Below are 18,155 nucleotides of genomic sequence, written 5' to 3' on the forward strand. Positions count from 1 at the left end.
GTCAGGACATGAGGTCGTGCTCGTGCTGGCTGCCGGAGACCCGGTAGGCCCGCTGGAAGGGGGCCTTCCAGCTGCCCGTGCCCTGGTAGACGAAGGGCTCGCCGAAGCGGTCCATGGCGACGAGGTCGTTGCGACCGTCGTTGTTCATGTCCGCAGCGCCCGTGATGTCGGTGTACGCGTTCCAGCCGCCGCCGATCCTCGTGCGCGGGGCGAAGGTGCCGTCGCCCTTGCCGAGGTACAGCCAGAGGACGCCGTCCCTGTCGCGGGCGACCAGGTCGCCGGCGGCGGCGCCCGCGAGGTTGCCGGTGGCGGCGAGCCGGTCGTACGTCTGCCAGCCGCCGCCGATCCGCTTGCGGGTGGTGAAGGGACGGGTGGTGCTGCCGGTGCCGGGGTAGAGCCACAGGACGCCGGACTTGTCGGCGGCGAGGAGGTCGTTGCGTCCGTCGCCGGTCAGGTCGGAGCCGCCGGTGAGCTTGTCGTACACCTGCCAGCCGCCGCCGACCCGGACCCGGCCGAGGAAGCCGCCCCGGTTGTTGCCCTGGTACAGCCAGAGGACGCCGTCGCGGTCGCGGGCGACGAGGTCGCCGACGGCCGTTCCGGCGAGGTTGCCGGTCGTCTCGATGCGGTCGTAGACCTGCCAGCCGCCGCCGACGGCCGAGCCGACGTGGCCGAAGAACCGCCGGTCGGCCGGGGCGTGGTAGGTGTCCAGGCGGGTGAGCGTGCCCGCGCGGTTCCGCACCAGCAGGTCGGGCGAGCCGTTGTCGTTCAGGTCGCGCGGGTTGACCTTGCGGGTCACCGTGAAGGAGCCGGAGGAGCTGACGTCGGGGCCGAGGCCGTCCAGCGGGGTGGCGGTGAACTGCCAGTCGTACGCGCCGTTGAGGGCGCGCTCAAGGCCGTACGAGCCGTCCCAGCGGAGGCGGGCGGTGTGGTTGTCGACGTACGCGTTGTACGGCGGGAGGACCGTCGTGGTGAACGTCCTGCCCGTGCGCCGGTGGCGCAGGACGATCTCGGCCTCGACGTTGACCCGGGAGAGGATCCAGTCCAGGTTCGCCGTGCCGCCGTTCTTGTCGAGATCGACGACGGAGGGGATCGCCGCCCGTTCCAGGACGAGCTTCACCGGCACCTTGTTCGTCGCGATCATGGTCGCGACGGGCTTGCCGTCCGCTCCGGCCCGGATCCGGAACAGCCCCTCGCCCTGAGCCAGCGTCCCGCCCTGTACGAGGAGCGTGCCGTCCGGCTCCCGCACCCCGGCCGCGAAGGTGTCGAGCACCTTGACCTCGGTCCCGGAGAAGGAGCGGGCCCGGAGCGCCTGGAGCGAGGACGGCCGGACGAACGACCGCAGGGCGTCGGCGTACAGCGCCCAGCCGCCGACGACGTGCACCGAGGGGCGGTAGGCGTGACCCAGGTTGTGGGAGCGGGTGGCCGTGGTCTTCGGGTCCTGCAGGGTCAGGCCGTACTCGGCGGAGGGGTCCTGCTTCAGCCAGGCTCGCAGGGTCGGAGAGTCGTCGGAGGCCGTGACCCCGTCGGGGAGCGGCGACTCCTTCTCGCCGCTCACCACGCCCGAGGCGAGGTCGAGCGAGGCCAGGTACCCCTTGCCGCCGGACGTGTAGGAGAGGCCGACGGAGGAGCCCTTCAGGGCCCCCGTCCAGATCGCGGTCGCGTCGGCGGGCAGCCCGGTCGCCCACGAGCCGACGGCGGCGGTGGCGTCTGCGCCGGGGCGGTAGAGGGCCAGCCTCCCGCTGCCCGTCGCCTGGTCCGGGAAGACGGCGAGCAGGGTGGAGCCCACCGAGCCCAGGACGTTGGCGTCGTACAGGCGGCTGTTGTCGACGGTCAGGACGACCGCGCCCGTCGTCATGTCCCGGACCGTCGTCGGGCCGTAGTGGGTCGACTGCACGACGCTGTCCGAGCCGTGCACGTACGGAATGCGGGCGTACGGCAGCTCGGTGACGGCCCCGGTGTCGAACCGCACCCAGTTGTACGTGCTCGCGCCGGAGTCGTGGACCAGGTAGCCCGTGGCGCCCGCCCCGACGATCTGCCCGGCAGGCAGGGGCAGGAGCTGATCGTCGGCCGCCTCGGCGACGGCGGCGGGGGCCGCCAGCGCGGGGGCCGCCAGGGCGGGGGTGGCCGTGCCCGCGGCGAGGGCGACGGCGAGCGCGGTGGTGATCAGGCGGGACAAAGGGAACGTTCCTTCCCAGGAGTGCGGGCGTGGCGCGACACGCCACGCCCGCATGACTCACGAGAGGATCGAAGGGTTGTACGCCTTCTGCACACCCGGTTCCGAATCTGTCAGATGACGGGACCCCGAAAACGGACTCCGGAACTCAAGCCTCAGAAAACGGTCTTGAACGTGGTGTCGGACCGGGGGCCGAGGGAGGTCGGGCTCCCGTAGGGGCGGTCCACCGAGCCCGTCGTCGGGTAGAACCGGGAGCCGCCCGGCCCGATGGCGTACAGGTCCACCCGGCCGTCCTCGCTCCCCTGCGCGTTCCCGTCGCCGAAGGGCGCGAGGTGGGTGAACTGCTGCCAGCCGCCGCCGACCTTGCGGCGGGCGGTGAACGTGCCGTCGCCCTTGCCGAGGTAGAGCCAGAGGACGCCGTCCTTGTCGCGGGCGAGGAGGTCGCCGCCGGTGGCTCCGGCGATGTCGCCGGGGGCGGCGAGGAGGTTGTAGATCTGCCAGCCGCCGCCGACCTTCACGCGCGGCTTGAAGGGCCGGGCGGTGTCGCCGGTGGAGGCGTAGAACCACAGGGCGCCGGAGGTGTCGGTGGCGAGCAGGTCGCCCCGTCCGTCGCCGTTCAGGTCCGACCCGCCGGTGATCTTGTTGTAGACCTGCCAGCCGCCGCCGACCCTCGTGCGCGGAAGCAGCTTCTGGCCCTCGCCCTTGTGCATCCACAGGACGCCGTCCCGGTCGCGGCCCACGATCGTGCGGTCGGAGGGCGAGGCGATGAGCGAGTACGTGTTCCAGCCGGTGTGCAGGACGGTCGGGGTCAGCGGGCCCGTGCCCGCCTCGCGCACCTGCTTGGTCTCGTACGCGGACAACCGCCCGGTGCTGTCGCGGACGAGGAGGTCGGGGAAGCCGTTCTCGTCGTGGTCGCGGGCCACCGCGGGCCGCTTGACGGTGAGGGTGCCGGTCCGCTCGACGGCCGGACCGACGTTCTCCGTCTCCTCGGCGGTCATCTTCCACGTGTACTCGCCGCTGTAGGGGGCGGTGCCCCTCCACTCGCCGTCGGCGTGCCACGTGAAGTGGTAGGTGGGCGGCGGGCTCTGGTAGCCGGCCCTGAGGACGTGCTGCCGGCCGGTGGCCTTGTGGGTGAGGGTGAGCGTGGGCTCCACGCGGTGGTTGAAGTCCCAGGCGAAGTGCGCCCGGCTCTCCGGGGTGGCGAAGTCGACGACCGACGGCACCTCCTCCATGGTCATGGCGAGGTCCGGGAGACGCCCGCTGCTCGCCACCAGCTCCGTGGCGGGCTTGCCGTCCGCGCCGACGGTGACCCGGTAGACCCCCTCCACGCGGTCGAGGGTGCCGTCCACGAGGAACGCGCCGTCCGCTCCGGGCCGCACGCCTCGGACGCGGTCGAGGGCGGTCACCTCCCGGCCGTCGGCGAGCGAGCGCAGGACGAGCCCGGAGCCCCCGCCCGCCAGCCACTTCTCCGAGAGGGCCGTCGGCTCGAACGAGCCGAACGAGGTCAGGACCTCGACCTCGCCGGTCCTGGCGTCGAGCAGGTGGAACGATCCGCCGTCGTCGGCGGGCGTGTAGTCGTACCAGGTCATGTGGGTCTTCGACCCGGCGACGGACTCGAAGCCGAGGACGTGGTTGCGGGCCTCGACGGTCCTGACCACCGAGGCCGTGGAGACGTCCACCAGCGAGAGGAACTCCGCCGAGGTCTGGGACGACGACACGGTCAGCGCCCCCGGCGCGGTGCTGCGCACGCGCTGGGAGCCCGACGGAAGCCCGGTCACCGTGCGGCGGACGACCTCGCCCCCGGCCTTGCTCACCAAGTGGATCCCCTGCGCGTCCCGCACGACGAGCGTCGCGTCCACGACGCTCAGGAGCGTGCCGGGCGTCGTGATGACGACCGGCGCGGCGTCCGACCCCATGTCGCGCAGGACGTACGTGCCGTCGCCCTTGTCCTCCACGATCGTGTCGGTCCCCGCGGCGCCGAGGTAGCGGGTGCCGGGCAGCGGGGTGACGGTCCCGTCGTACGCCGTCCAGAAGTACGGCGCCGCGGCCGTCCCCGACCACGCGAGGAAGCCGGTCCTTCCGCCGTCGAGCAGCGTGGCGCCCTTCGGGAAGGGCGCCACGTCCTGTGCGGCGGCCCGGAGTCCGGCCACGGGGGCGGCCGCGGCCGCCGGGGCGGCCGGCAGAGCGCCGGTCACCGCCGAGACCGTGGCCAGGGTGAGGACGGCGGCGGCGAGCCGGCGTCCGGAGACGACGTGTGAGGGAAGCAAGGGATCTCCTAGAGGAAGGTCTTGAACCGGGTGGGCTGCGGCTCAGGAGAAGAGGTTGTACGACCCGCCCTTGAAGAGCAGCGTGTTCGACCGGGTCAGGTTGAACGGGGTGTACCGCTGGCCCGTGCCCCGGAAGACGTACGTGGTTTTGGTGGCGGGGTCGACGGCGAGGAGGTCGTTCTTCTTGTCGCGGTCGTAGTCGCCGGCGCCGATCAGCTCGGAGTAGCGGCCGAAGCCGCCGCCGATCCTGGTGCGTCCGGTGAAGGTGCCGTCGCCCTTGCCGAGGTACATCCACAGGACGCCGTCCTTGTCGCGGGCGAGGAGGTCGCCGGGTGCGGCGCCCGCGATGTTGCCGGTGGCGGTGAGCTGGTTGTAGATGCCCCAGCCGGTGCCGATCTTCTTGCGGGTGGCGAACGGGGCGTTGACGTCGCCGGTGGCCCTGTACAGGTACAGGGCGCCGGTCTTGTCGGCGGCGACCAGGTCGGGGCGGCCGTCGCCGGTGAAGTCGGAGCCGCCGGTGAGGTGCTCGTACGTCTGCCAGCCGCCGCCGACCTTCACCCGGCCGAGGAAGCCGTTGCGGCCGTTGCCCTGGTAGAGCCAGAGCACGCCCGTCCTGTCCCGGGCGACGATGTCGGCGAAGCCGGTCCCGGCGATGTCGCCGGTGGCCTCGATCCGGTCGTAGATCTGCCAGCCGCCGCCGACGGCCCCTGAGTCGTGGGTCCGCAGGATGCCGGAGGCGTCCCGGGCGAGGACGTCGGGCGAGCCGTTGTCGTCGAAGTCGTGGGGCTTCTGCGTGCGGGTGATGGTGAAGGAACCCGAGCGCTTGATCGGCGTCGTACCGAGGCCGGCGCCCGACTCGGCGACGGACTCCCAGGTGTACGCGCCGTTGAAGGCGTCCATGTACCCCCCGGGCCCCGAGATAGAGCCCCCCCAGCCCCAGCCCATCGGGATGCCGTCGGGGTACCGGCCGTCGTCACCGGCGCCGACGTAACCGTTCTCCACGTAGGTGAACGTCCTGCCGGTCCGCCCGTGCCGGATGGTGAAGCGGTACTTCACGCCCTTGTGGTTGAAGTACTGGGTGAAGGGCACGTGGTACTGCTTGTCGAAGTCGATGGTCCCGGAGGGCAGTTCGGGGTCGCTGACCTCCGCCAGCTCGGCGGGGCGGCCGCTGTCCACGAGGAAGCGGGCCGTGGGCGCGGAGTCCCCGTCCGCCGAGACGCGGAAGACGCCGTCGCCCGTGCCGATCTTTCCGCCGGTGACCAGCAGAGTGCCGTCGGGAGCGGCGGCGACGGCCCGCACGTGGTCGAGCAGCCGGGTCGTGGCCCCGGTCTTCAGGTCCACGATGTTCAGCGCGTTCAGCGGCGACGGGCTGAGCGCCTGGGTGGCGTCCCAGTCGGCGTGGACGAGCCGGTCGCCGAGGAAGGCGACGTGCGGGTGCGTGCCCGCCTCGAAGACCTGCTTCTCGGAGGTGCCGCGGGTGTGCACCACCACGGACCACTTCTTGCTCGCGGGGTCGTACTCCTTCCACGCGATCCGGGTGTCGGAGAGCGCCGCCTCGAATTCCCACTCGGGGGCGAGCGGCGCCGCGTAGTCCTCCGCGACGGTGCCCGTGGCGAGGTCGATCGTGCCCCGGTGCTCGACGTCGTCGGAGTCCCGGTACTGCAGCAGCGCGTGGGTGGCGGTGCCCTGCCTCACCGACACGAAACGGTAGTCGTCCGGCACACCGGTGACCAAGCGGCTGCCGTGCTCGGCGTCGTACATCCGCAGCGTGTTGGTCGGACTCCAGGACTGGAGGAACATCGCACCGCCCGCGAGTCCGGCGGGGCGCTCGCCGCGCTCCAGGGGCGCGCGCAGGACGGTGGCGCCCGTGCCCATGTCGCGCACGGTGGCCTCGCTCGACGTGGACAGCAGGACGTGGTCCCCGACGACGCTGTTCTCGCGCACGTGGAAGTACGTGGCCTCGTCGATCGGGGTGCGCGCGCCGGTGTCGTACCGGATCCAGAACTGCTCGTCCCCGCGGTAGCGGTTCATCGAGACGAGGAATCCGGTCGAACCGGCGGCCACCACCGCGGCGTCCGGCTCGATCTCGATGCCGCCGGCGGCCCCGGCCGGCGCGACGGCGAGCAGCCCGGCCCCGAGGGTCGCGGCGAGGACGGTCGCGACGGAGGCGACGAGACGGTTTCTGACGGTGCGAGCGGAAGTCAAGACGTCCCCCTGGAACGAGACATGGGCGGTACGCGAACACATGCGTACCGCCTATGCAGACTCGTGATCCGTACATACGGTTGTACGGAATCAGGAGGCGGGCTTCGTTCGGCTTCGGTCCCGTCGACCGGGCGGCGTCAGGACACGCTGGTGAACTTGGTGCCCTCGCCCGCGTAGAGGTCGGTGTTCAGACGGGTGAAGGGTCGGGTGGCAGAGCCGTTCGACTTGTAGACGTACGTGCCGCCCGCCCCGTACGCGATCAGGTCCGGCCGTCCGTCGGCGTCGACGTCGCCGGCGCCGACGAGCTGGGAGAAGGCGCCCCAGCCGCCGCCGACCTGGATGCGGCCGGCGAAGGTGCCGTCGCCCTTGCCGAGGTAGAGCCAGAGGACGCCGTCCTTGTCACGGGCGACCAGGTCGCCGGCCGCGGCGCCGGCGATGTTGCCGACGGCGGTGAGCTGGTTGTAGACGCCCCAGCCGCCGCCGACCCGCACACGGGTGGCGAAGGGGCGGGCGCTGTCGCCCGTGCCCTTGTAGAACCACAGGACGCCGGAGGTGTCGGTGGCGAGGAGGTCGGAGCGTCCGTCGCCGTTGAGGTCCGAGCCGCCGGTGATCTTGTCGTAGGCCTGCCAGCCGCCGCCGACCTGGCGGCGGGCGGTGAAGGTGCCGTCGCCCTTGCCGAGGTAGTGCCACAGGACGCCGGACCCGTCGACGCCCACCAGGTCGCCGTGGGCGGCTCCGGCGATGTTCCCGACGGCCTCGATCTGCTTGTACGTGTTCCAGCCGGAGCCGATCCGGGTCCGCTGGGCGTTTTCGATCCGGTCGTTCACCGGCCGGTCCCGCAGGTCGTTCCGCCACAGCACACCGGCGGCGTCCCGGGCGAGGACGTCGGTGGAGCCGTTGTCGGTGAAGTCGTGCGGGTTGGCCGTGCGGGTGAGGGTCAGCTGCCGGGTGACCTGGTCGCCGCCGCCGGCCCCGTCGTTCGGCTCGGCCTCGGCGAGGACGGTGTAGGCGCCGTTCGGCGCGTCCACGCCTTCGAGGACGCCGTCCCAGGTGAAGGAGAACTTCTCGTCACCGGTCGGGGAGTGCACGTACTGCTGGTACCACTTGCCCGTGGCGTTGTGGGTGAGCGTGACCTTCAGGTAGGCGTCGGCGCGGGACAGCGTCCAGCCCAGGGCCACCCGGCCGCCGCTCGCGTCGAGGTCCACCGTGGCGGGCACCTGGGACCCGAGGATCGCCACCGGCTCGCCGGCGACCTCGCTCGCCACCTTGGTGACGGTCGGGGTGCCGTCCTGCGCGGCCGCGATCCGGAACAGGCCCTTTCCGTCGGCGGCCCTCTCGCCCCGCATCACCAGGGTGCCGTCGCCGGCGGGCGCCGCGGAGGTCGCGCGGTCGGCGACGACCCGGGTCTCGCCGGTCTTCAGGTTGACGGCCTGCGCGGTGGTCCACGGCTTGCCGTGGACGAGCCACTCGCCGAGGAGACCGGCGTACGCCTCGCTGTCGCGGGCGCCCAGGACGGTCTTCTGTCGCGTCTTCGTCGCGCGGTCGACGGAGGTGACGTACAGGCCGTCGGCGCTGTTGTAGTCGACCCAGGCCACGTGCGAGTCGGAGAACTGCAGCGTGCTGAAGTCGTAGCCGGACTCGTCGGAGGCGTACGTCTCCGACGCCGTCCCGGCCGCCACGTCGACGAAGGCCCGCCCGCCGGTCCGCGCGTCCTGCGGGCCCGTCGCGTAGCCGACGAGCACCTTGCCGCCCTGGACCCCGGAGGCGAGGAAGTCGGCGGCGTCCGCCGGCAGGCCCGTGACCTTGCGGCTGGCCGTTCCAGCGCCTTCCCTGGTCACGACGTGCAGTTCGGTCGTGCCGTCGGCCTTCGTGAGCTGCGCGAGGACGCTGGTCGGGCTCAGGACGGACACGTAGCGGCCGTTCAGCGGGCCGAGGTCGATCTCCACGGCCGGGGACGACGGGTCGGCCATGTTCCGCAGGGTGACCGCGGTGAACTCGGCGGTCCAGCCCGCGTTGCCGAGGACGACCACGTCACCGCCGCCGATGCTCCAGCCCTCGGGCTCGCCGAGCGGGGTCGGGGCGCCGCCGTCGAACGGCGTCCACCGCAGCTGGCGGCTGCCGTCGTCCTCGAACGAGTAGGTGAGGAACCCGGAAGGCGCGACGCCGCCCATCTCGGCCGCCTCCGCGTAGCCGGGAAGCTCCGAGGCCTCCGCGGGCGCCTCGGCGACGGGACCCGCCGTCGCCGCTAAGGCGGCCGGCGCGGTGGCGAGCGTGCCGGCACCGAGGGCCGTGACGGCGAGGACCGCCGCGACGGCGGTGGCGAGGCGGGTGCTGGTGGTGTGGTGCTGCAAGGAAACCCCCACGAGGAAGACCGGGCACGGCACGTACGGCAGTGCCGTGCCCGGTCAGACTCGCGAGGAGATCAAGGGGTTGTACGGGTCATGCCAGGTGGTTGTAGGCGGCCCCGGCATGGACGTCCGTGAGGACGCGCGTGCGGAAGGGCCGCCGCCAGTCGCCGGTGCCGGAATACAGGTAGACCCGCTTGGTGACGGGGTCGTGGGCGAGGAGGTCGTTCCTGCCGTCGTGGTCGACGTCCCCCGCGCCGGTGATCTGGCCGTAGACCTGCCAGCCCCCGCCGATGGGCTTGCGGGCGGTGAAGGTGCCGTCGCCCTTGCCGAGGTAGAGCCACAGCATGCCCGAGGCGTCGCGGGCGACGAGGTCGGCGCCGGAGGCGCCGCCGACGTTCCCGACGGCGGTGAGCTGGTTGTAGATGCCCCAGCCGGTGCCGATCTGCTTGCGGGGCTTGTAGGGGGCGTCCACCAGCCCGCTGCTGCCGTAGAAGAAGAGCCGGCCGGCCGTGTCGACGGCGACGAGGTCGTCGCCGTTGTCCTCGTTCAGGTCCTTGCCGCCGGCGAGCTTGGTGTACGTCTGCCAGCCGCCTCCGACCTTCGTGCGGGGGTGGAATCCGCCCTTGCCGTCGGCCTTGTGCAGCCAGAGGACGCCGGCCGCGTCCCGCGTGACGACGTCCGCGAAGAGACCGGCCCCGATGGGGTCGCCGACGGCCTCGATCTTGTTGTAGGCCCCCCAGCCGCCGCTGACGGCCTTCCGGCCCCGCCCGTCCCCGGCGCTGTCCCGCCACAGGGTCCCCGAGGCGTCCCGGCCGAGCAGGTCCGGGTAGCCGTCGGCGTCGACGTCGTGGACGAACGCGGCGGCGGAGGCGCTCCGCGCCAGGAGCGCCACGACGGGCCTGCCGAGCCGGTCGAGCGTGACGCGGTGGACACCGGTCGTTCCGGCCCGGCTGCCCTGGACGACGACCGCCGTGCCGTCGGGAGCGGTGAGCACGGTGTCCGCGCGCTGGAAGAGGGTGATCGTCTCGCCCGTCTTCAGGTGCCGGGCCGAGGTCCCGTACAGGACCCAGTCGCCGAGCAGGCCGAGCGGGAGGGAGGCGGCCGTGGAGGCCACGGGGACGAAGGTGTCCGCCTTGGTGGCGCGGTCACGGACCACGACGCGGCGCGGGGTGGTGGCGGTGGCCGGCTCGGTCCAGGCGACCCGGGCCGCCGAGACGGCCGCCACGTCCGGGTACGTCTCCGTGACGGTCGCGGTGGCCAGATCGACGAGCCCGACCCCTGCCTTCCCGGCGTCGTTCCAGTAGGTGAGCAGTCCGTGCGCGGAGGTGGCCGGGCGGACCACGCCGTAACGGTCTCCCTCGGGCAGCCCCGTGATCTGGCGGGGAGCGGCGTCCTTCGTGTCGAGCCACACCCGGTCCCGCGCGTCCCGCAGGGCGATGGCGGAACCGGCGCTGCCCGAGAACAGGGCGTCCAGGCTGCCGGGCAGCTGCTCCGAGTCGAAGGATTCCCCCGTCGCCATGTTCCGGACCGACCCGTTGTACCCGTCCGTCGAGTGGATCAGCGCGTCGCCGGAGGTCTCGGTGTTCCCGCCGTAGGGCCAGTAGGTGAAGTCGCGGTGGCTGCCGCCCGCGTACGGGATCCAGCGGAGGGTCTCGAAGTCGTCGTAGGGCCCGACGCGGACGAAGAAGCCCTGCGTCCCCGCGCCGCGCAAGGTGGTGCCGGGGGTGAGCGAGCGGACGGGCCCCACCTCGGCCGACCCGGCCGTCGTGGTCGCGGCCGAGGCCGTCGGCACGGCGAGCGCGCCGGCCCCGACGGTCAGCGCCAGTACGGCGGCGACGGCGGCGGCGAGACGGGCGGGGCGGTCGGTGGCGGTGCTGCGGTACTGCAAGGGAGCCCCCCGAGAAGGAAAGACCGGACACGGACGTGCCGTGTCCGGTCGGACCCGTCAGAGAGGCGAAGGGTTGTACGGGGACCGGAAGGTCAGCCGTTCAGGTCGGACTCCGCGCCCTTGAAGAGGGTGGTCGCCGCGCGGGTCAGCTTGAGCGGGGTGTACCGCTTCCCCGTGCCCGTGAAGACATAGGTGGTCCTGGTGGCCGGTTCGACGGCGAGCAGGTCGTTCTTCTTGTCGCCGTCGTAGTCGCCGGCGCCGATCAGCTCGGAGTAGCGGCCGAAGCCGCCGCCGATGCGGGTGCGTCCGGTGAAGGTGCCGTCGCCCTTGCCGAGGTACATCCACAGGACGCCGTCCTTGTCGCGGGCGAGGAGGTCGCCGGGTGCGGCGCCCGCGATGTTGCCCGTGCCGACGAGCTGGTCGTAGACGCCCCAGCCGGAACCGATCCTCACGCGGGTGGCGAAGGGCCGGGTGGCGTTGCCGGTGGACCTGTAGAGCCACAGGACGCCGGTCCTGTCGGCGGCGATCAGGTCGGCACGGCCGTCGCCCGTGTAGTCGGAGCCGCCGGAGAGCGTGTCGTACACCTGCCAGCCGCCACCCACCTGGGTCCGGGCCTCGAACCCGCCACGGCCGTTGCCCCGGTAGAGGTAGAGGACGCCGTTCCGGTCGCGGGCGACGAGGTCGGCGTGGCTGGACCCCGCCAGGTCGCCGGTGGCCTCGATCCGGTCGTAGACCTGCCAGCCGCCGCCGATCCGGACCTCCGGGGCGCCCAGCGAGCCGTAACCGCTGTCCGACCGGAGGACGCCGGAGGCGTCGCGGGCGAGCAGGTCGGGTGAGCCGTTGTCGTCGAAGTCGTGCGGCTTCGCGGAGCGCGTGACGCGGAACGAGCCGGACCTCTTCAGGGCGGGACCCAGCCCGGCCAGGGACTCGGCGGTCATCTCCCAGGTGTAGTCGCCGTTGTACGCCGCGATCCGTCCGGCCGAGCCGTCGGCATGGGGGGCGTCCAGGGTGGCGTACCACGGACTGCCGTAGGGGAAGCCTGCGGAGTAGTCCTGCCACCACCTGTCGTACACGTCGAAGGCGCCCTCGGACCGGGTGTAGGTCATCCCGGTCCGGGTGTGCTTCAGGACGAGCGTGTACTTCGTGCTGGTGTGGTTGAGGTTGAAGGTGAACTCCGGGGCCCGGACCGTGTCGAGGTCGACCGTGCCCGTGGGCACGGTGGCCGGGCTCATCTCCGCGGTCTCGACCGTCGTGTACGAGCCGATGAGGGTCGCGGCCGGACGGCCGTCCTCGCCGAGCGTGATGCGGGCAGCGCCGAAGCCGCTGCCCAGGTTGCCGCCGCCGGCGAGCAGGGCGTCCGTGCCGTCCGGGACGGGGGCGCCGGAGATGCGGTCGAGCAGCGGGCCGGTCGTGGCTCCGGTGGTGAGGTGCGTGGCGAGCAGCGTGCTCCGCGTCGTGGAGCCGGTGGTGTACCGCCCGACGTGGACCAGCCAGTCGCCGAGCAGCCTGGGCCCCCACGCGTACGTGCCGAGCTCGATCCTGCGCAGTTCGCCGGTGGTGCGGTCCCGGACGACCGCCGTGCCCACCTTGGTCGTGTCGTTCCGCTCGGACCAGGTGACCCACCGCGCGTTCACGCTGATGTCCGTGGGGAGGGTGGGCATGTCCCGGAACGTCTCCGCGCCGGGCGTCGCGAACGTCTCCGTGATCGTGGCCGAGGCCAGGTCCACCAAGGCATGGTACTGCTTCTTGTCGGCGCCGATGAAGCCGAGGACGGCTTCCTTGTCGGTGCCCGGACGGACGGCGATCTCCGTCCCTCCGGACGGGAAGCCGCTCACCGGGCGGGGCTCCCCGTCGGGGCCGTACATGGTCAGCGTGTCCTCCTCGCGGTCGGTCGTGAAGACGTAGCCCCCGGCGATCCCGATCTTGTAGGCCGAGGAGGGGACCTCGAGCGTGGCGCCGGTGGCCATGTTCCTCACCTTGCCGCCGGTGGTCGACGAGATGTACAGGTCACCGCCGACGCCGTGGGGGGTGCCGAGGGACTCCGTCCTGCCGGTCGCGTAGCTCGTCCAGAACATGGCGTCGGGGTTGTGCGAGAAGTACGAGAAGAAGCCCGTGCTACCCCCGGCGAAGGGCTCGGTGTGCGGGTACATCGTGGCGATGCTTCCCTCCGCGGCGGCCGCCGCGGAGGGGCCGTCCGCCGCGACGGCCGACGGGGCGGTCAGGGCGCCCGCGCCGAGCGTGACGGCGAGGACGGCGGCGACGGACGCGGCGAGGTGCCGGCGCCGGGTACGGGCGAAAAGCAAGGGTCCTCCAGGAGCGAACCGTTACTCGCACAGAGGTGCGAGACGTGGGGTGGACTCCCGGTGAACGCAAAGGGTTGTACGGATCCGGCCGCGATCTTCACACGGGCCTTACGCCCGCCGCTCCACCACCCGCCGCTCCACCACCCCCCGCACGTACCCCGCCTGCCCCGCGTGCTGGAGGTCCTCCGCGATCACCGAGACGAGCCGGACGCCGAGGGTCACCGGCGGGTCCCAGGAGGTGTCGACGACCCGGTCCAGGTCCGCGTTCGTGACCGGGGCCAGCAGCGAGGCCGTCCGGTCGTGGACGGCGTCGTGGTAGCCGAGCAGCAGCGCCGCCGGTGCCCGTACGGCTCCGACCTGCGCGGACGTATGGCCGTAACCGGTCGCGGACGGCGGGAACGGCAGGCCGAAGCGGTCCCGCCAGCCGTCGGAGCGCCACAGCTGCTCCGTCCCGAAGGCGCCCGCCAGGTGGTCGTCCTGGATGCGGGTGAGGTGCCAGACGAGCCAGGCGATCGAGTTGGCGTCCGGGTCGATCCGGGCGGCGAGGTCGTCCTCGCCGAGGCCCTTCACGGCCTCGTGGACGGCCTCCCGGATCCTGCCGAAGGAGTCGAGCAGCAGACCGGCACTGTTCATCACGCCCCCTTGGGGTCGCGCGCCTCCCGCCACCGGGCCAGCTCCGCCTCGACGTCGAAGGGCGTCAGGCGGAGCGGCGGTCCGGCCGGCGGGCGGCGCAGGGCTTCCGCGATCTTGGTGTTGATCTCGCCGAGGATCCGGCGGACCTGGCTCTCCGAGACGGCCGCCGCGACCGCCTCGGCCGCGTCCTCGGCCTCCTTGCGCAGCCGGAGGGCGGGCGGCAGCACCGCCATGCCCTCGCGGTGCATCTTCTGCTTGACCCACCACAGCTCGTCGTAGGGCGCGGCGTCGTCGGGGAGGGGCTTGCCGAAGCCGGAGAGGCGGCGGAACTCGCCGCGCTCCGCCGCCTCCCGGATCTGCTTGTCGACGAAGGACTCGAAACTGACACCGGGCGGTTTCCGTTCGGTCATGTGTCCAGCGTACGTATCGGGGCCGGGTCGCATGTGGTGAACGCCGTCTACTGGGTCCGCCGGTCTTCCGGCACTCTGTGGTCGGTCAACGCGCGTAAACCCTTGCCCCCTCACGTCCCGGAGGACGCATGCGACACCTGCGTACGACGAAGACCACCACCCGGCTCCCGGCCCGGCTCCCGGCCCGGCTCCCGGCCCGGATCCCCGCCCGCGCCACCGCCCGGATCCCCGCCGTAGGGGCCCTGCTCGCGCTCCTCGCCGGGCTGCTCACCGTCCTCGGCACGGCGGGCACCGCGCACGCCGCGCCGCTCTTCAAGGCCCCGTTCCCCTGTGGCCAGAAATGGACGTACAGCCACCACTCGGCCGAGGTCCGCCAGGCCCTGGACTTCGTGCGCTCCGACGGCGGCGCCACCGCCGGCGCCCCCGTCCTGGCCTCGGCCTCCGGCACCGCCTACCGCTACGCGCAGCCCTCCGGCGCCGGGAACTACATCGTCGTCGACCACGGCGGCGGCTGGAAGACGTACTACTTCCACCTGGCCGCCTACTCGGTCGCGAACGGCGCCGCCGTCTCCCAGGGCCAGCAGATCGGCTCCACCGGCTCCACCGGCAACAGCTCCGGCGCCCACATCCACTACGAGCAGCTCTACAACGGCGTCGGCCGGTCCATCGTGATCAACGGCGTCTCTCTCGCGCCCTACCCGGGCTCGTACGGCTCCAAGCACCTGACCAGCGACAACGGCTGCTCGGGCGGGGGCGGCGGCACGTACTGGGTGGACACCTTCGCCAACGCCACCGGCTACGCCGCCGCCAACACGAACAACCCCCAGGGCGTCCTGAACGCCGGCACGAACTACGTCTACTGCAAGGTCTGGGGCCAGGAGATCCGCGACGCCTCCGGCAACTACAACCACTGGTGGCTCCGCACCGACCTGGACACCGTCTACGCCGGCAAGAACGGCTACGGCGCGTACGTCTCGGCGTACTACCTCTCCCGCTGGGGCAACGACGAGGCCCGCGACAACAACGGCACCGTCATCCCGAACTGCTGAGACCTTCAGGAACGAAACGGGCAGGAGCCCCGCTCGTGCCGCACCTGCGGCACGGAGCGGGGCTCCTTGGGTACTGCTCTAGAAGATCGAGATCGCCACTACGGCGTTCAGATCGTGGTGACGTTCTCCGCCTGCGGACCCTTCGGGCCCTGCGTGACGTCGAAGCTCACCTGCTGGTTCTCCTCAAGCGAACGGAAGCCGTTCGCGTTGATCGCGGAGTAGTGGACGAAGACATCCGGGCCGCCGCCTTCCTGGGCGATGAAGCCAAAGCCCTTTTCAGCGTTGAACCACTTGACGGTTCCGGTAGCCATGAGCCCTCCTATGGGCCAAAGGGTCGCCCTGCTCCAGAACCTGCAAACAAGTCTGAAAACTACAAAAGCCTGCGGGTCACATGCTCCGCAGGCTCTGTACTGCAAGGGAAACCAAACTGCAACTTGCGTCGAGCGTAGCACGCAGTGTGCACGCAGCGATAGAGGGAAAGATCACGTCACCCTCATGTTTGATCCGATCCAAACGGGCTGACGCGCCGACCCGATCTGCCCCGCAGCGCCCCGGCGCCGTCCACCCGTCGAGACGGGGCTAGCCTCGCGATGTGGACAATGCGAACGAGAACGACGGGCGCCCGCGCAGCCGGCCCCGGGTCGGGCACATCCAGTTCCTGAACTGCCTGCCCCTCTACTGGGGCCTCGCCAGGACCGGGACGCTCCTCGATCTGGAACTGACCAAGGACACCCCGGAGAAGCTGAGCGAGCGGCTCGTCCGGGGCGGCCTCGACATCGGTCCGATCACCCTCGTCGAGTACCTCCGCCACGCCGACGAGCTCGTCGCCCTCCCCGACATCGCGGTCGGCTGCGACGGCCCCGTCATGTCCTGCGTGATCGTCTCCCAGCGCCCCCTGGAGGAGCTGGACGGCGCCCGCGTGGCCCTCGGCTCCACCTCCCGCACCTCCGTCCGGCTCGCCCAGCTGCTGCTCACGGAGCGGTACGGGGTCGAGCCGGCGTACTACACCTGCCCGCCCGACCTGGGGCTGATGATGCAGGAGGCCGAGGCGGCGGTGCTCATCGGCGACGCCGCCCTGCGCGCCTCCCTGCACGACGCGCCCCGGCTGGGGCTCCAGGTCCACGACCTCGGCCTCATGTGGAAGGAGTGGACGGGGCTGCCCTTCGTCTTCGCCGTCTGGGCGGCCCGCAAGGACTACCTGGCGCGCGAGCCGGAGACCGTCCACGACGTCCACCGGGCCTTCCTCGCCTCCCGCGACCTCTCCCTCGACGAGGTCACCAAGGTGGCGGAACAGGCCGCCCGCTGGGAGGCATTCGACGCCGAGCTGCTCGAACGGTACTTCCGCACGCTCGACTTCCGCTTCGGCCCCGAGCAACTCGCCGGAGTACGGGAGTTCGCCCGCCGCACCGGCCCGACGACCGGATTTCCGGCGGACGTCGCCGTCGATCTGCTGCCCCCGGAATAGGCCCCCGGGCCGTCCTTCGCGAACCCGGGCAATTCACGTCCGCATTTCCCGCCCGGGACCCGCGTCGCGCACCCCCATTCCCTCCATGGGAATCGCGCAATTGAGCGTTCACCGGAAATTCATGCCGACGCGGACCCCGGCCCGGTCCCGTACCCCCGCTGGCGTACGCTGGGTCGGTCTGTCAACAACCCTCCGAAAGGGACGAAACGGTGACCGAGAAGGCCGACCTCCAGTCTGTTCTCGACCGTGCCGCCGAGGGCGGCCGTATCACCCCCGAGGAGGCGCTCGACCTGTACCGCTCGGCGCCGCTCCACGCCCTCGGCGCCGCCGCCGACGCCGTACGCCGCCGCCGCTACGCCGGTACCGAGCACATCGCGACGTACATCATCGAGCGGAACATCAACTACACCAACGTCTGCGTGACGGCGTGCAGGTTCTGCGCCTTCTACGCCGCCCCCAAGGACACCGAGAAGGGCTGGACCCGCGACCTCGACGACATCCTGCGCCGCTGCGCGGAGACCGTCGAGCTCGGCGGCACCCAGATCATGTTCCAGGGCGGCCACCACCCGGACTACGGCGTCGAGTACTACGAGAAGCACTTCTCGGCCATCAAGAAGGACTTCCCGCAGCTCGTCATCCACTCCCTCGGCGCCTCCGAGGTCGAGCACATGGCGCGGATCTCCGGCGTCTCCGTCGAGGAGGCGATCACCCGCATCCACGCCGCCGGCCTCGACTCCTTCGCCGGCGCCGGCGCGGAGCTCCTCCCCGAGCGCCCCCGCAAGGCCATCGCGCCGCTCAAGGAGTCCGGCGAGCGCTGGCTGGAGATCATGGAGATCGCCCACAAGCTGGGCGTCGAGTCGACCTCCACCATGCTCATGGGCACCGGCGAGACCAACGCCGAGCGGATCGAGCACCTGCGGATGATCCGCGACGTGCAGGACCGGACGGGCGGCTTCCGGGCCTTCATCCCGTACACGTACCAGCCCGAGAACAACCACCTCAAGGGCCGCACGCAGGCCACCCTCTTCGAGTACCTGCGGATGATCGCGATCGCCCGCCTCTTCCTCGACAACGTCGCCCACATCCAGGGCTCCTGGCTGACCACCGGCAAGGAGGTCGGCCAGCTCTCCCTGCACTACGGCGCCGACGACCTCGGCTCGATCATGCTGGAGGAGAACGTCGTCTCCTCCGCCGGTGCCAGGCACCGCTCCAACCGCCTGGAGATCATCGACCTGATCCGCAAGGCCGGCCGCGTCCCCGCCCAGCGCTCCACCACCTACGAGCACCTCGCCGTCCACGACGACCCGGCGAACGACCCGGTCGACGACCGCGTCGCCTCCCACATCTCGTCCGTCGCCATCGAGGGCGGCACCGCCCACCCCGAGCTCAAGCTCCTCGACGCGAACTGAGGCCC

At 71.8% G+C, this 18,155-nt stretch carries 12 protein-coding genes; 3 read left to right on the forward strand and 9 right to left on the reverse strand.

Annotation, left to right across the window (positions count from 1 at the left end):
- Position 1 precedes the first annotated feature (1 nt).
- From HHL19_RS11095 to HHL19_RS11130, 8 genes are all read right to left on the reverse strand, one after another.
- On the reverse strand, positions 2-2,176 hold the full coding sequence (locus tag HHL19_RS11095; RefSeq protein ID WP_169088201.1) for a VCBS repeat-containing protein: 2,175 nt from the start codon (positions 2,174-2,176) through the stop codon (positions 2-4).
- A 152-nt stretch (positions 2,177-2,328) separates the two neighbouring features.
- Positions 2,329-4,440: a hypothetical protein gene (locus HHL19_RS11100; protein WP_169088203.1), complete on the reverse strand. Its 2,112-nt coding sequence runs from the start codon at positions 4,438-4,440 to the stop codon at positions 2,329-2,331.
- Between the two features lie 42 nt (positions 4,441-4,482).
- Positions 4,483-6,645, reverse strand: a complete 2,163-nt coding sequence (locus HHL19_RS11105; protein ID WP_169088205.1) for a VCBS repeat-containing protein — start codon at positions 6,643-6,645, stop codon at positions 4,483-4,485.
- 137 nt (positions 6,646-6,782) lie between these two features.
- Entirely contained in the window at positions 6,783-8,996 is a 2,214-nt protein-coding gene (locus HHL19_RS11110; RefSeq protein WP_206324741.1) for a VCBS repeat-containing protein, read from the reverse strand.
- A gap of 88 nt (positions 8,997-9,084) precedes the next feature.
- Positions 9,085-10,881, reverse strand: coding sequence for a VCBS repeat-containing protein (locus tag HHL19_RS11115; RefSeq protein WP_169088209.1), 1,797 nt, complete (start codon positions 10,879-10,881; stop codon positions 9,085-9,087).
- A gap of 92 nt (positions 10,882-10,973) precedes the next feature.
- Positions 10,974-13,184, reverse strand: a complete 2,211-nt coding sequence (locus tag HHL19_RS11120) for a VCBS repeat-containing protein (protein ID WP_169088211.1) — start codon at positions 13,182-13,184, stop codon at positions 10,974-10,976.
- Positions 13,185-13,292: 108 nt separating this feature from the next.
- Positions 13,293-13,817: a DUF664 domain-containing protein gene (locus tag HHL19_RS11125; protein WP_169088213.1), complete on the reverse strand. Its 525-nt coding sequence runs from the start codon at positions 13,815-13,817 to the stop codon at positions 13,293-13,295.
- Positions 13,817-14,227, reverse strand: coding sequence for a DUF1992 domain-containing protein (locus HHL19_RS11130; RefSeq protein ID WP_169088215.1), 411 nt, complete (start codon positions 14,225-14,227; stop codon positions 13,817-13,819). Before HHL19_RS11130 ends, HHL19_RS11125 begins: the two co-directional genes overlap by 1 nt.
- A 128-nt stretch (positions 14,228-14,355) precedes the next feature.
- Between HHL19_RS11130 and HHL19_RS11135 the strand changes: the two genes are divergently transcribed.
- Positions 14,356-15,276, forward strand: a complete 921-nt coding sequence (locus tag HHL19_RS11135) for a M23 family metallopeptidase (protein WP_169088216.1) — start codon at positions 14,356-14,358, stop codon at positions 15,274-15,276.
- A gap of 107 nt (positions 15,277-15,383) precedes the next feature.
- Here the strand turns inward: HHL19_RS11135 and HHL19_RS11140 are convergent, their stop codons facing one another.
- Complete coding sequence (locus HHL19_RS11140; protein WP_043227793.1) at positions 15,384-15,587, reverse strand: cold-shock protein; 204 nt, start codon at positions 15,585-15,587, stop codon at positions 15,384-15,386.
- A 281-nt stretch (positions 15,588-15,868) separates the two neighbouring features.
- On the opposite strand from HHL19_RS11140, the gene HHL19_RS11145 reads away from it, so the two are divergent.
- A complete protein-coding gene (locus HHL19_RS11145) occupies positions 15,869-16,741 on the forward strand; it encodes a menaquinone biosynthesis protein (RefSeq protein ID WP_169088218.1) in 873 nt (290 codons plus the stop codon).
- A gap of 209 nt (positions 16,742-16,950) precedes the next feature.
- Positions 16,951-18,150, forward strand: coding sequence for a cyclic dehypoxanthinyl futalosine synthase (mqnC, locus tag HHL19_RS11150; protein WP_169088220.1), 1,200 nt, complete (start codon positions 16,951-16,953; stop codon positions 18,148-18,150).
- Positions 18,151-18,155 lie beyond the last annotated feature (5 nt).

Origin of the sequence: Streptomyces sp. R302, from assembly GCF_012927245.1 — a bacterium.
Taxonomy (GTDB): Bacteria; Actinomycetota; Actinomycetes; order Streptomycetales; family Streptomycetaceae; genus Streptomyces.